The following is a 14,115-nucleotide window of genomic DNA, read 5'->3' on the forward strand; positions in this document are numbered from 1 at the left end:
GAATGGCTATGTCCCAGTCTGCGGCAATTGAAAATTCCCGGACAGCCGTCCGTGTATCCAAATATCCGATGAAAGATACGGTTCGTTTCTTAATTCTTCTCGTCGGCTCCATCGCCATGCTGTATCCGCTCCTCTGGATGATTACGATAGCGCTGAAAGGGAATGAAGAAATATTCAAGATACCGCCCGATTGGTACCCGAAGGAGTTTCATCTGGAAAACTTCGTCAAGGGAACGCAAACCATTCACTTTTGGCGGACATTCGGCAATTCGATCTTCATCGCCGTCGCCTGCACGATCGGGCAGGTCGTCAGCTCGGTCCTCGTCGGATACGGCTTGGGCAGGCTTCGTTTTCCAGGGCGGAAAATGTGGTTTTCGTTCTTCGTCGGCAGCCTCATGCTGCCGGGCTTTGTAGGTCTCGTTCCGATCTTCCATCTGTTCGTCTCGCTCGGCTGGTACAATACTTATCTTCCGCTGATCGTACCGGCATTTCTCGGCAATGCCACCTTTACGTTCTTGTTCATCCAATTCACGAGCACGATTCCGAAATCGTTCGACGAGGCATCCAAGATCGACGGGGCCGGAGACTTCCAAATCCTTTGGTATGTGCTTGTTCCCATGTCGCTGCCAGTCATCGTCACCATGATTATCTTCGCCTTTAACGGAGCATGGAACCAGTACCTAGAGCCACTCATCTATATTGCGGATCAAAGCAAATGGACGCTATCGGTAGCTCTTGCCTCTTTTGCATCAAGTTGGACGACACAGTGGAACTATTTCATGGCGGCAGATTTAATCTACATGCTTCCGATGATCATCATCTTTTTCTTCGGCCAAAAGTACTTTATGCAGGGTCTCGGGTCGGTCAATTCCGCCGGCTTGAAATAAACAATCCTAGGAGGTCTATAAAATGAAAGCGATTAAAATGGTTAGTTTGGCAGGAGTATTGACGCTGGCATTGGGGACGGCAGCCGGCTGCACAAACAGCACGGGCTCGGGAAGTACGACTGCTCCGGCGCCTACGTCCGGCAACAACAGCAAAGCGGCGACGACGGAAGTCACGCTGATGACTTGGGAGTCTCAGGCAATGAACGACAAGATCATGGCTTCGATGAAGAAGTTCGAAGAAAAGAACCCGGGTATCACCGTTAAGCTGCTCCCGGCTCCGCTCCAGGATTACGGCATTAAAATCAACGAGATGATGGCGGCCAAGCAGGCCCCGGACATTTTCATGACAGGCAATGACATGACGTTGCAAAACGGCGCGAAAGGACTCCTTTACGACTGGTCGGCCAAAGCGAGTTCGGATAAGGATTTTATGAACGGATTTTATCCGGGTGTCGTCGACAGTTGGAAATCGAATAACAAGCTTTACGGATTGCCGGGCCTTCTTAATACATATGGCGTTTTCTACAACAAAAAGCTGTTCAAAGATGCCGGACTTCCGGAGCCGAAGCAGGGTTGGACGTATGATGAATTTTTTGGCGACATGGCGAAACTGACATCGAACAAAGGCGGCGTTCAGCAATACGGATATTATGGCCGCCCCGATGCGTTCAACATGTCGCTGTATTCGGTATCGGCGGGGGGCGCTCCTTTTACGGATTCGATCGTAAACCCGACGAAGGTGGAAGTGAGCCCGCAATTTATCGAGGGCGTGAAGAAGTATCAGAAGGCGATTGCCGACAAATCCATGATTCCGCCGACGTTCGACCAATCGGGCGTTATGGCGTCATTTAAGGACGGCAAAGTTGCGATGACGATGCAAGGGCAGTGGGTGGCAGACGACCTGATCCGCAATGCGCCGAACCTGGAATGGGGCTATGCTCCTCAGCCTGTCGTGAAGACGCAATCGGAGATTTATGACGCCGTCGGTTGGTGCAGCCCGGCCACTATCAAGAATCCGGATGCGGTCTGGAAAGTGCTGATGTATCTTGATTCGTCGATGTATCAGGAAGTGCTGCCGTCCACACCGGTCGCTCCCGCCGCTTACAAATCGGCCGCAGGCGCTTATTTCGATACGCTCAAGAAAGCGGGGCACCCGGATTTGGCGGACGGTATCGATTATATTCTAAAATCACCGAACATTCAGCCGGTACGGTTCCTTACGACCTGGTCCGGGAAAGCAGGCCCGTTCATCGACGCCGTCTGGAATAATGTCTTGAGCGGCAAAGCCGGCGAAGCCGAGCTGAAGGATATGGCCGACAAGGTGAACAAAGTGATAGCGTCATCCAAATAATCCGGGGAGGTAATGTAATGGTACTGACAAAAAGAATCCGCTCTAAACTTTTACTGTTGACAACGGCGTTTGCATTAACTTTCACATCATATTCTGCCCTGGGAAGCCCAAAAGCGAATGCATTTACTTCGTCGGACGCAGATACGGCCATACAAGCATTTAACGCGAAATTTTGGGACAGCAGCGCAAAGTATTTTTGGGAAAATTCGAATCGCGGCAACAACTATCAGGATTTCTGGGTAGAAGCGGAGCTTTGGGAAACGGTCATGGACGCCTATGTTCATACATCCGACAGCGGCTTGAAAGCGAAGCTTCGGACTCAGATTGACGATGTTTTTGACGGAACGGTAGCGAAATACGGGTCGGATTGGACGAACAATCATTTCAACGACGACATCATGTGGTGGGCGATGGCGTCAGCGAGAGCTTACGAAATAACTAAAAACCAAAAATATTTGGATAAAGCCAAGTATTATTTCGACTTTGTCTACAATACGCAATGGGACGACAGCTTTGCGAACGGCGGTATCTGGTGGTTGAATACGGATCATTCAACGAAGAATGCCTGCATTAACTTCCCGGCAGCCGAAGCGGCGGTTTATCTGTATAACATTACAAAGGACGATCATTATTTGGATGCCGCTTCCCGTATTTACCGATGGGGCAAGACGATGCTTACAGACGGCAACGGGAAAGTGTTTGACCGCATCGAGGTGGAGAAAGGCGCAGCACCGGATGCGACTCATTATAATCAAGGCACTTTCATTGGAGCAGCGGTAGGATTGTATCGAATAACCGGAAATACCGTGTATCTTGACGATGCCGTGAAAGCAGCGAACTTTACGAAGGATCATCAAGTCGATGCGAATCGGTTGCTCGACTATGAAGGACCGAACGGCGACCTGAAGGGCGGCAAAACGATCCTGCTCCGCAATCTAGCCTATCTGCAAAAGGCCGTCAATGAGCGAAACGAAAGCAAATATAAGCAATTCGCCGCCGACTTTAACTACTGGCTTGCTTTCAACGCCCAAATGGCATGGAACAATCGAAACGCCGACAATATCGTCGACGGCAATTGGTCGGGGCAGCTGCTTTCCGGAACTTATGAGTCTTGGGCATCATCCGGTGCCGTCGAAGCTTTATCCGTTTTGCAATCGCAGGACGTCGCTCCCGGATATGCGGTAAAAAATCCTTACAATAAAATAGAAGCGGAAAGCTATAACATCGGAACCGGATTTATCATGGAAGGCAGCACGGAAGGCACACTGCAATTGGGCGGCATTCAGCCCGGACTCTATGCGGCTTATAAAAATATCGACTTCGGATCTGCGGGCGCTGTAGGCTTTATAGCCAGAGCGGCAAGCGGAACGGGCGGGGGTAACATCGAAATCAGGCTTGACTCCTTGAACGGCGCAAAAGTCGGAAACCTGAATGTGCAAGGGACAGGCGGATGGAACAATTTTACGGATGCCGTGACGGTTCTTAAAAACGATCAAGGTAATCCGAGCAAGGTAACCGGCGTTCACGACGTCTATCTCGTCTTTACGAAGACGAACGATCAATATTTGTTTAATATGAACTGGTTTAAATTCACCACAACGGATCCGACAAAATCGGATGCATACGCAAGGCTGAAGGCCGGCAATTTCGATAGTAGTTCGGGTCTCAGCAAAAATGCCGATTGGGGCTTCCTGGACGGCATTAAAAACAACGCTTATGCCTCCTATAAAGGCATCGACTTTGGAACCGGCGCCGCCGGCGTTACCGTTCATGTGACCAGCGGCAATCAAGGCGGTACGATCGAAGTGAAGCTGGACAGTTTGGACGGGCCGACTGCAGGCGTGATCGGGATTCCGGCATTAGGAAATTGGAATAATTGGGTGGACTTGATGGCCAATATCGATGACACCAAGGCGGTTGGCGTGCACGATGTGTATCTCGTATTCCATGGAACAAACGGCAGCGACGCGCCCTGCAATTTGGATTGGTTCACCTTTACGACATTGAAAGGGAAAGCAAGGGATGCTTATGGCAAGCTGGAAGCAGAGAACTATACCAGCGGCGTAGGCTTCGGTACAGAAAGCGGCGGCGGTCAAACATACATGGCGGGATTATACGGTCCTAATAAGCCGTATGCCATGTACAATTATATTGACTTTGGAACTGCGAGCCCGACCAAATTTTATGTGAATGCGGCAAGCGCTACTGGAGGAGGAACGATAGAAGTAAGAATCGACAGTATGAGCGGCCCAGTTATCGCAACCAGTTCTGTTTCGGGAACCGGAGGGTGGCAAAATTTCAAGGTTACCTCGGCTGATGTCACCACCCCCGTAACTGGTAAACACATTGTGTTTATGCTATTCAAGGGCAGCGACTGGCTATACAACTTCGATAAATTTACTTTCGGTGACCCGGCGGTATTTACGGCGCCGACTCTGCCGCCTGTGCCCGTACCTGACAGTGTGCCTCCGGGAGAGGTAGAGAACGTGCAAGTAATTCGCAGCAACGATACCATGACATTGTATTGGGACGGCCCTTACGACATCGACGGTCAAAAGAGTCAAATCACGGTATTCAGCAACGGCCAACCGGTCGGAAACACAATCGTTGTCGGTCGAGGCATACAAACTGCCGTTTTATCGGGACTCGATAAGAGTAATAACTATACGATCTTGCTTAAGAACGTGGACAAATCGGGGAACGTATCGAAGGGAATCAACGTAGACAGTAGGGATTTGCCTTATTTTGTTCTATCCGCTAACGGCATTATTTTAAAAGACGGTGATTCTTTTGAAGACGATGCCGCTCTAAACTTCAAAGCATGGGATCTCTTATCGGCCATAAGGTCAGCTAAAATCGCAATCGATGGAAGCGTATATACGTTTGATCCTCAGACGATGCAAAGTGTTGACATCGATATGGCCGGAAATCCAGGAACGAAGACGGCCGATGTCACTATTGAGGACGCTTCAGGGAACAGGCTTCAACATACATGGAATGTCAGCGTGACGACAAGCGTCTATTCCATGCAGCATCTAATAACCCGTTTCGTGAATTCCGGAGAACTGAGCGGAGCGATCATCCCGCAGCTTACCAATGCTCTTGAGCAGGCTCAACATCAGTTTGATATAGGCCACCAAAATCAAGCGATAAAACATATGCAGGATTTTATCAAGCACTTAAATAATGAAGCCTTAAGCAATAACGTAAAAGCTCATGCTAAGGCGATTCTGAATACGGATGCTCAATTCCTCATCAATACCTGGCAAAAATCGTTTGGAAATAGATGAAATGATACGAATGAACCTATTATAGAAGTAAACAAATTGTTAAAGTGGTCGGAGTGGTTTCCAATAGTACAGATGCCCCTAGCAGAGATGCTAGGGGTTTAGTTTTATTCGTCGTTGTTTGCAAAAAGTCGAAAAAGGACTAGTAAATAGTCGCCATAATGTTAGTTGACCTGCATGATTTGCAATAAGATTAGGAAAGATCGTTTTTCCAAGCCATGTTAAGGAGGTGCTCAGCACGGATACATACCGCCGATCACATGTAGGACAATCGGAATTCGATAAAACAAGGATGTTGATTGGACGTATTACTATGCAATGGGACGTGATATAACGGGAGTCTTGTTTCATGGCACTCGTAGTATTTGATACATATCACCTAGTATATAACGAATATTAGCTTCAATGTCAGTTTGTTTGTAGACTTAAGAAAACGTGGTCACCCTAGCGATACGTTTGGCTTTGATGGTAATGAAAGACGGAAGGGAGACAACTGTAGTTTTTTTCACAAGCGTATACGCTTAAATGATTATATTAAGCATCGTATGGCCTGAAGACATCCTGTGAAACTCGCGGAACAGAGCAATCGTTTGTGATTTTATAACGATTAAAGTGGGTGTTTATTATGTTTTTGCAGCATAAATTAGTGCAAAATCAATCCATGTCTTTGCAGATCACCCCCCAACTTGTGCAAAAACTGAATATTTTGCAGATGGCTTCGGCGGATTTAACCGCTTACGTTCAGGAGCAGATGGCGGATAATCCAGTCATGGAGGTGGAATTTGCTTCCGTTTCGTATAGTCGGCAAAGGTTCAAGTCACTACAATATGATCGGGAGGATCACCGCGACTTTCTTTTCGAGCGCGCGAGTGCCCCCGATGAGACGTTGGAAGCGGCCTGTCTAAGCCAGCTTCGCATCAATAGCATGCTGGATGAGCGGCATTATAAAATAGCCGCCTATTTAATAGGAAATTTAAATGATGATGGCCTTTTGAATCTCAACCTAGTAGAAGTAAGCACTAATTTGCATGAACCATTGGAAGTTGTGGAATGCGCTCTGAATTACGTGCAGATGCTTGAGCCGGTAGGGGTAGGTGCGCGGACCCTGCAGGAATGTCTGCAGATTCAAATCCGCCGGGATTCGGCCGCAGATCTTTGGGCCTATCCGATTGTGAGCGGTTATTTAAGTGAATTGGGTAGGGGGAAGTTGCAGCGAATTGCCGATGAACTGGGTATTTCCTTGGAACAGGTGCAACAGTCTCTGTCTTATATTAGAAAACTTAATCCTCGTCCCGGTCTTTCTTTTAACCGTCAACCTGCCAGATACATTGAACCTGATGCTTTCATCCAGCATGGAGACAACGGTTTTTCCATAGTGATGAATAAAAGCTGTATTCCTAAGGTTTATATGAATCAATATTATCAACAACTCCGAATTGAAAGCGATTACAAAGTGAAAGCCTACATTAATCAGCATATCCAGTCGGTTCATTGGTTAACCCGCAGTCTTGAACAAAGAAAAGTTACGATTCTCAGGGTGATCGAAGCGATAGTTCACGATCAGAGTCTCTTTTTGGAGAAAGGAATTGCTTATTTAAGACCAATGAAATTGAATACGATTGCAGAAAAGCTCGAATTAAACGAGTCTACCATCTCTCGAGCCGTGCAAAATAAATGGGTCCAGACGCCACAAGGACTGTTCGAATTGAAGTTTTTCTTTACGAATGGTCTGGCGGTTAAGCAAGGGGAATCCGTATCGTCCACATGCATCAAAGAAAAAATACGTGAGCTGATTGACAAGGAAAACAAGAGCAATCCACTTTCGGATCAGAAGATTACAGATATCCTGCGCCAAGATGGGATTGAAATATCTCGCCGTACCGTGATGAAATACCGGGAGGAGCTGCATCTGTTGTCATCTCGGCTACGCAGCATAAGCTGATCAGTTATCGTGCTGCTCGTCATATATTCGGCATATTACAAGAGACGATATGTATATTAGACGGGTGAATGAATGTATTATACACTTGGCCCATGATAGATAAAATGATACTAAAAGGGGTTTGAAGCCGATGAGTACGCAATATCAACCCGGTCTTGAGAATGTTATTGCAAGCGAAACCGCCATTTCTTATCTTGATGTTGAGAATGAAGAAATTGTACTGCGCGGTTACGATTTGATCGAACTTGCCAAGAAAACGAAGTATTTGGATATTGTCGGATTACTGCTCGACGGCGCTCTGCCTACTGCGGATCAGCGCGCTTACCTAGAAGATAAATTGAAATCCGCTTATGATTTTCCGAAGGATGTCCTCGCCATACTGCAATTGCTTCCTCCACAGGCGAACATAATGGATGTTTTAAGAACGGGAATTTCTGCGATTGCCAGTTTTGATGAGGAACTCGAAGACCGCTCCCGGGAGGCGAATTATCGCAAAGGGATTCGATTGTTGGCGAAAGTGCCACAAATTGTCGCTAACGGGTATCGTGCAGTAACGAAGCAGCCTTTGTTGGAGCCTCGGAACGATCTGTCCTATTCCGGCAATTTCTTATATATGATCACAGGACAAGTTCCGACGGAGATGGAGGAAAATGTGTTCGATCAATCCTTGATCGTATACAGCGAGCATGAAATGCCGAACTCCACATTTACCGCGCGGGTTATCACCTCAACGCAATCCGATATCTACGGAGCGTTAACTGGCGGCGTCGCATCGCTGAAAGGCACTTTGCACGGCGGGGCGAATGAAGCGGTAATGAAAATGCTCTTGGAAGCAGGATCGGAAACCAATATTGAACCGCTGATGCTGGAGAAATTAGCCAAGAAAGAACGCATTATGGGTTTCGGCCACCGTGTTTATATGAAAAAACTCGATCCGCGCGCAGTACTTATGAAAGAAGCGTTGGCAAAGCTGGTTAAAGATAAGAATCAAGAAGAGCTGTATCGTATGTGCGTCATTGGGGAAGAAGTGATGAAGCGCGAGAAAGGCCTTTATCCGAACTTGGATTATTATGCGGCGCCGGTTTACCATCTGCTCGGAATTCCGATCGATTTGTTCACGCCGGTCTTCCTTGCTGCACGAACCATCGGTATTTGTGCCCACGTTATCGAGCAACATGAAAACAATCGGTTATTCAGGCCCCGCGTCCTTTACACAGGACCTCGCAATTTGCATCCCCAACATTCATAAATCTAATAACGGATAAGGAGAACTAACGAAATGAGTACTATTGATTATGCACCAGCGAAAGATCTGAAAGCCGACCAACTTCTTGTTGACATTGCGGATTATGCATTGAATTATACGGTTGAAAGTAAAGAAGCGTATCGGATTGCTCAACATGTCTTATTGGATTCATTGGGAACGGGACTTTTAGCATTGCGTTTCCCGGAATGTACGAAGCATTTGGGACCGATAGTTCCAGGCGCATATTATCCGGGCGGAGCAAGAGTGCCGGGAACGAGATTCGAACTCGATCCGGTTCACGCCGCATTCAATATCGGTTGTATGATCCGCTGGCTCGATTATAACGATACTTGGCTTGCTGCGGAATGGGGGCATCCATCGGATAATCTGGGAAGCATCCTTGCCGTGGCAGACTATCTAAGCCGCAGCTATGTGTCGGAAGGAAAAGCGCCGTTAACTGTGAAAGATGTATTGACGGCTGCGATTAAAGCCCATGAAATTCAAGGTGTTTTGGCGCTTGAGAACAGCTTAAACCGTGTAGGTCTGGATCACGTGCTTTTTGTAAAAGTTGCCTCTACAGCTGTTATCACGGCAATGTTAGGCGGAAATAAGCAACAGATTATTAATGCAATATCTAATGCGTGGCTCGATGGTGGCAGTTTAAGAACTTATCGTCATGCCCCGAACACTGGATCGCGCAAATCTTGGGCAGCTGGCGACGCCACTAGCCGAGCAGTCCGTCTGGGTTTGATGGCTGTAAATGGTGAAATGGGATACTCTACTGCACTTTCGGCAAAAAACTGGGGATTTCAGGATGTTTTATTCAAAGGCCAAGAATTGACGCTTGGTCGTTCGCTTGGTTCCTACGTAATGGAAAACGTGCTGTTTAAAATTTCTTTCCCTGCCGAATTTCACGCACAGACAGCGGTTGAATGTGCTTTTGAATTACACGAATTGGTGAAGAATCGCCTTGACGATATTAGTCAAATTATGCTGATCACGCATCAATCTGCTATTCGGATCATTGATAAAAAAGGTCCTCTGAACAATCCTGCGGATCGAGATCATTGTTTACAATACATGGTTGCGATCGGGTTGTTGTTTGGCACATTAACCGCCGAACATTATGAGGATGAAGTAGCGAATGATCCAAGAATTGATGCTATTAGGGAAAAAATGACTGTAGAAGAGGATGCGCAGTATACCAAAGACTACCTCGATCCGGAGAAACGTTCCATAGCCAATGCGATTCAAATACATTTCAAAGATGGTACCCATACTGAAAAGGTGATTTGTGAATATCCAATTGGCCATCGTAGACGCCGTGCCGAAGGATTGCCGAAAATCGCTGAAAAGTATGAATCCAATTTGTTGACAAGATTCCCTAGGAAAAAGACGGCAGACATCCTTCAACTATCCCTTGATTTTGACAGCTTGATTGAGACACCTGTCCAAGAATTTATGAGCATGTTTGTAATCTAATTGTTGAATCAAGTCTTATTGGAGGGTACTATGACGTGGCTAATTGAAGAAGAACCGGAACAAAAACAGTTGGCTGCACAATTCCGAAAACTCGTGAGTGCCGGTTCGATTGTAAAAATCCCCGGCACGCATGATGGAATGGCAGCAAGAATGGCCAAACAATTTGATTTTAAAGCGATCTATCTTTCCGGAGCCGCTTATACGGCAAGCCGCGGTCTGCCTGATTTAGGCTTGATCTATTCTAACGAGGTAGCTGATCGCGCACGCGAGCTTATCCGCGCCTCCGGACTTCCGCTGCTTGTCGATATAGATACAGGTTTTGGCGGCGTGCTTAACGTTGCCCGAACCGCAAAGGAAATGGTGGAAGCGAAAGTAGCCGCCGTTCAAATCGAGGATCAGGAAATGCCGAAAAAATGCGGCCATTTGAACGGCAAGAAACTAATTTCCACGCAGGAAATGGTTCAAAAAATTCGCACGATCAAAGAAATAAGTCCTAGCCTCTTCGTTCTCGCCCGCACGGATGCGAAAAGCGTGGATGGGATGGATGCGGCTATTGAACGCGCTAAGCAATATGTGGCGGCAGGGGCTGACGGCATATTTCCGGAAGCCCTTGAAAGCGAGGAAGAGTTTCGACAATTCAGGGCCGTGGTAGATTGCCCTTTGCTGGCCAATATGACCGAATTCGGAAGAACGCCGTACTATACGGCGGATCAGTTTGAGGACTGGGGATTCAACATGGTCATTTACCCCGTTACTTCTCTGCGGGTAGCCGCAAAGGCATACGAACGTGTATTTGCGGAGATCAGTCAGACGGGAACGCAGTTCGGCTCGCTCTATAATATGCAAACCCGAAAAGAACTGTATGAAACGATACGGTATTATGATTACGAAAAGTTGGATGGGAAAATAGCCAAGACATTCTTGCCAACCAAGGAGTAAATCTCAATTGCGGAGGGGAATGGGTGAGTAAGCTTTTGTTTTGAACGACTTTGTACACAAGTTCAAGACGAGTCAGCTTCTTGCAAGAGCTGCTGAACATAAAGGAATCCATTCGGGCCATGTGATACTAACCCCCGAGAACCGTACTATTTGGATTAATTATACCATTTACGCGGGTTTTCTTGGGGGATTTACGCACTAGCGTTGCATAAACTTTAAAACCTTAATCGTCTGAAAATTAAGAAATCTATTTTTTCGTTCATAAACCAAAAGGTCAAGCCTTTCTTAAAGGTAACCCTGACAATTTGGTAATTTTATTCTTTTATGGATATTTACGACAGTCGCGAAGCCCATCGTGTCCTTGCAGCTACGCATGAAGAAAGAGCCTGAAATACGAGATCGTCGTCAGTTTCTTAACGTACTTATCTTGATTGCTTTCATTGACGTAATAAGTCCGTCTGGACGTTATACTAAATCCGAAGTGGAGAGTATGAATATTAACTCAAAATGTAAGAACATTTTAGTTACTGCTTCAACGCTTGAGAAGAACTTCGGAATTAAGTTGTTAGAAAAACAATGCCATTCGTGTAACTAATTCTAACATTTTAATTGAGGAAAGCCGTCCATACGTTACACTAAATTCGAGATGGGAGATGTATGAACATTTATTCAAAACGCAAACACATTTTATTGGCTGCTGCAGAAACCGTAAAAATGTATGGTGTCGAGAAGCTGACGTTTGAGGCAGTTGCCAAAGAGGCAGGCATTAGTAAAGGAGGATTGCTTTATCATTTTCCAAACAAGGAAGCATTAATTAGCGGGATGGTTGAAGAGGCAAGCTCAATATTTCTTGAGGAAATAAATAATAACGTGGATAATACGCCTCCAAGCAAAGGAAGGTGGACTCGAGGATATATCGCGGCAAGTTTAAAAGAAGGTAAACAAAGTGCCGGAATTTATGAAGCACTGACTACGGCTTTGTTCACAAATCCGCATTTGCTTGATGAATGGAAAAATATGTATCATGGTATTCAAGAAAAAATAGAAAAAGATGGAATTGACCCAATACAAGCGACCGTTATCCGATTAGCGACGGATGGATTATGGGTTTCTGAAATATTTGGCATTGGTGATTTAAGTGAAGAATTTCGAAAAAAAGTAATTGAATACCTATCAAATATGACAAAATAGCTCAAACATTAACTAACTGCAAGCACTAGCGTTGCATAAACTTTAAAACTATAATCGTCTGAAAATTAAGAAATCTATTCGACGACAGTTCTGAATCGTTCAAGGAATCTCTTTCTTCTTCCGTCCAGCTGATTTTCGGCTTGGTGGCCGGTTCATTTGTTCGAACCAATCTCGGCAGGAAATCCAAAGAAACACTTTCAACATGCGTCCACACTTGTTAATTTTATCGCCCTCCGTATCATTTCGACACTTTTTGGAACCGTTTACAATTTCAAAGGAGAAACAAATGGAATACGCTATAAAGCTACGGAGGATTCTCTGCATGTGTTGTTTATTCTACCACAGGATCAGTAGAGAAACTAAAGAGTCATGAAAAATGAGGAGGTAATTTTATGGAAAGTAAAGTGAATGAAATGAGAATGTCGTTGTGGACAAAGTTCTCCTATGGCATGGGTAGTTTTGGCGGTAACGCGGCATATATGTTGATTGTGTCATTTTTCATGTATTTCTGTACAGATTCCTTGGGGCTAAGTGCGACTGTCGTCGGAACCTTGCTTATGATTTCGAAATTTCTGGATGGTATTGCGGATATCTTTGTTGGGCATTTGATAAATATTACCCATTCCAAAATGGGCAAGGCAAGATTCTGGGTAATACTTAGTGCAGCACCATTTGGATTGACAACCTTTCTGTTGTTTTATTTTCCGTCCTTTTTGCATGGAACTTCATCTTATGTCTATTTATTTATCATGTACACCCTAAATTCCAGTGTATTCTATACCATATTCGGTGTTGCTGCTACAACTTTGATGGCAACGTCTACTAAGAATATTAAGGATCGATACTCTTTGTCAGCTTTTATGACTGTTCTGGGTATTTTCCCAGCGCTTATATTAGGTTTTGGTGCTACCTATATGGTGGAATTCTTTGGAGGCGGCAATACAGGCTGGAGAATAACAGCACTTATCATTGGTTTCGTCGCTTTTTTGGCTATTCTGTGGTGTGGGCTTGTGGTAAAGGAATTACCGGAAGAAAACCAAACCGAGAAAGAGAAACAAGAAAATAAAATTGGGTTTATAGAATCTCTAAAACTTTTGTTACAAAGCAAGTATTTTTGGATATTACTTTGCATTTATATAATCATTTATTTATATAGCGGCATACAGTCTAGTGCTGCAATATATTATTGTACTTATGTTTTAAATGATTCATCTGCCTTTGGTTGGCTTACTCTGGCAATGTATTTTCCGTTGGTGGTTTTGCTTGCATTTGTAAATCCGATTGTGAATAAAATAGGTCCCAGAAAAAGTAATGTGATTGGTTCTGTAATTGCCATAGTAGCTACTGCATTAATTTTTATTAATACAAATTCCATTTTGATTGTAAGTGTTGGACTCTTTATTGCGACAGTTGGATTTCTTCCATCTTATGTTACGATTAATCCTTTAATAGCAGAAGCTGCGGAATATACCAAAATAAAAAAAGGAAAAGATATTACAGCAATGTTTTATTCCTGCACTTCTATAGGTGTGAAGGTGGGATTGGGACTTGGTACAGGACTTACAGGAGTAATATTGAGCCTTTCAGGTTATGACGGTATGGCAACGGTGCAGTCAGCGGGTGCAAAGACCGGCATTACTCTTGCATACTTACTGTCACAGTTGATTGCTGGCATTTTATTGGTTATTTTATTCTGGTTACTCAATGTAGATGAAGTAAATAGCAAACTTAAAAAACAGTCAGAAGTATTGGCAGCAGTGACTGAAGAATAGCGACGATAAAGGAGGGAT

General features: G+C 45.2%; 9 protein-coding genes. All 9 read left to right on the plus strand.

Going from position 1 to position 14,115, the window contains the following annotated elements:
• Positions 1 to 2: 2 nt before the first annotated feature.
• The 9 genes from AC58P7_RS24540 (at position 3) to AC58P7_RS24580 (ending at position 14,097) form a co-directional block, all read left to right on the plus strand.
• Positions 3 to 887, plus strand: a complete 885-nt coding sequence (locus AC58P7_RS24540; RefSeq protein ID WP_497347597.1) for a carbohydrate ABC transporter permease — start codon at positions 3 to 5, stop codon at positions 885 to 887.
• Between the two features lie 22 nt (positions 888 to 909).
• Positions 910 to 2,238: an ABC transporter substrate-binding protein gene (locus AC58P7_RS24545; protein WP_497347599.1), complete on the plus strand. Its 1,329-nt coding sequence runs from the start codon at positions 910 to 912 to the stop codon at positions 2,236 to 2,238.
• Between the two features lie 17 nt (positions 2,239 to 2,255).
• Positions 2,256 to 5,528, plus strand: a complete 3,273-nt coding sequence (locus AC58P7_RS24550; RefSeq protein WP_497347601.1) for a carbohydrate-binding protein — start codon at positions 2,256 to 2,258, stop codon at positions 5,526 to 5,528.
• A 628-nt stretch (positions 5,529 to 6,156) separates the two neighbouring features.
• Positions 6,157 to 7,467, plus strand: a complete 1,311-nt coding sequence (gene rpoN / locus AC58P7_RS24555; RefSeq protein ID WP_497347603.1) for an RNA polymerase factor sigma-54 — start codon at positions 6,157 to 6,159, stop codon at positions 7,465 to 7,467.
• Positions 7,468 to 7,597: 130 nt separating this feature from the next.
• Positions 7,598 to 8,716 (plus strand): citrate synthase, encoded by a 1,119-nt coding sequence (gene mmgD / locus AC58P7_RS24560; protein WP_497347605.1) that lies wholly within the window; start codon positions 7,598 to 7,600, stop codon positions 8,714 to 8,716.
• A 30-nt stretch (positions 8,717 to 8,746) separates the two neighbouring features.
• Positions 8,747 to 10,195 carry a bifunctional 2-methylcitrate dehydratase/aconitate hydratase gene (locus tag AC58P7_RS24565; protein ID WP_497347607.1) on the plus strand — a complete coding sequence of 483 codons (1,449 nt, stop codon included), beginning with the start codon at positions 8,747 to 8,749 and terminating at the stop codon, positions 10,193 to 10,195.
• 30 nt (positions 10,196 to 10,225) lie between these two features.
• Complete coding sequence (gene prpB / locus AC58P7_RS24570) at positions 10,226 to 11,134, plus strand: methylisocitrate lyase (protein WP_497347609.1); 909 nt, start codon at positions 10,226 to 10,228, stop codon at positions 11,132 to 11,134.
• 657 nt (positions 11,135 to 11,791) lie between these two features.
• On the plus strand, positions 11,792 to 12,325 hold the full coding sequence (locus AC58P7_RS24575; RefSeq protein WP_497347611.1) for a TetR/AcrR family transcriptional regulator: 534 nt from the start codon (positions 11,792 to 11,794) through the stop codon (positions 12,323 to 12,325).
• A 392-nt stretch (positions 12,326 to 12,717) separates the two neighbouring features.
• The gene (locus AC58P7_RS24580; RefSeq protein ID WP_497347613.1) at positions 12,718 to 14,097 is read left to right on the plus strand and encodes an MFS transporter; all 1,380 of its coding nucleotides are present in this window, start codon (positions 12,718 to 12,720) and stop codon (positions 14,095 to 14,097) included.
• Positions 14,098 to 14,115: the final 18 nt, after the last annotated feature.

Source organism: Paenibacillus sp. J22FR5 (assembly GCF_059691975.1).

What these genes read in the sequence shown, in the direction of transcription:
- AC58P7_RS24540 (WP_497347597.1), top strand. Translation starts at nt 3, where the DNA reads ATGGCTATGTCCCAGTCTGCGGCAATTGAAAATTCCCGGACAGCCGTC.
- AC58P7_RS24580 (WP_497347613.1), top strand. Translation starts at nt 12,718, where the DNA reads ATGGAAAGTAAAGTGAATGAAATGAGAATGTCGTTGTGGACAAAGTTC.
- AC58P7_RS24550 (WP_497347601.1), top strand. Translation starts at nt 2,256, where the DNA reads ATGGTACTGACAAAAAGAATCCGCTCTAAACTTTTACTGTTGACAACG.
- AC58P7_RS24565 (WP_497347607.1), top strand. Translation starts at nt 8,747, where the DNA reads ATGAGTACTATTGATTATGCACCAGCGAAAGATCTGAAAGCCGACCAA.
- prpB (WP_497347609.1), top strand. Translation starts at nt 10,226, where the DNA reads ATGACGTGGCTAATTGAAGAAGAACCGGAACAAAAACAGTTGGCTGCA.
- mmgD (WP_497347605.1), top strand. Translation starts at nt 7,598, where the DNA reads ATGAGTACGCAATATCAACCCGGTCTTGAGAATGTTATTGCAAGCGAA.
- AC58P7_RS24545 (WP_497347599.1), top strand. Translation starts at nt 910, where the DNA reads ATGAAAGCGATTAAAATGGTTAGTTTGGCAGGAGTATTGACGCTGGCA.
- AC58P7_RS24575 (WP_497347611.1), top strand. Translation starts at nt 11,792, where the DNA reads ATGAACATTTATTCAAAACGCAAACACATTTTATTGGCTGCTGCAGAA.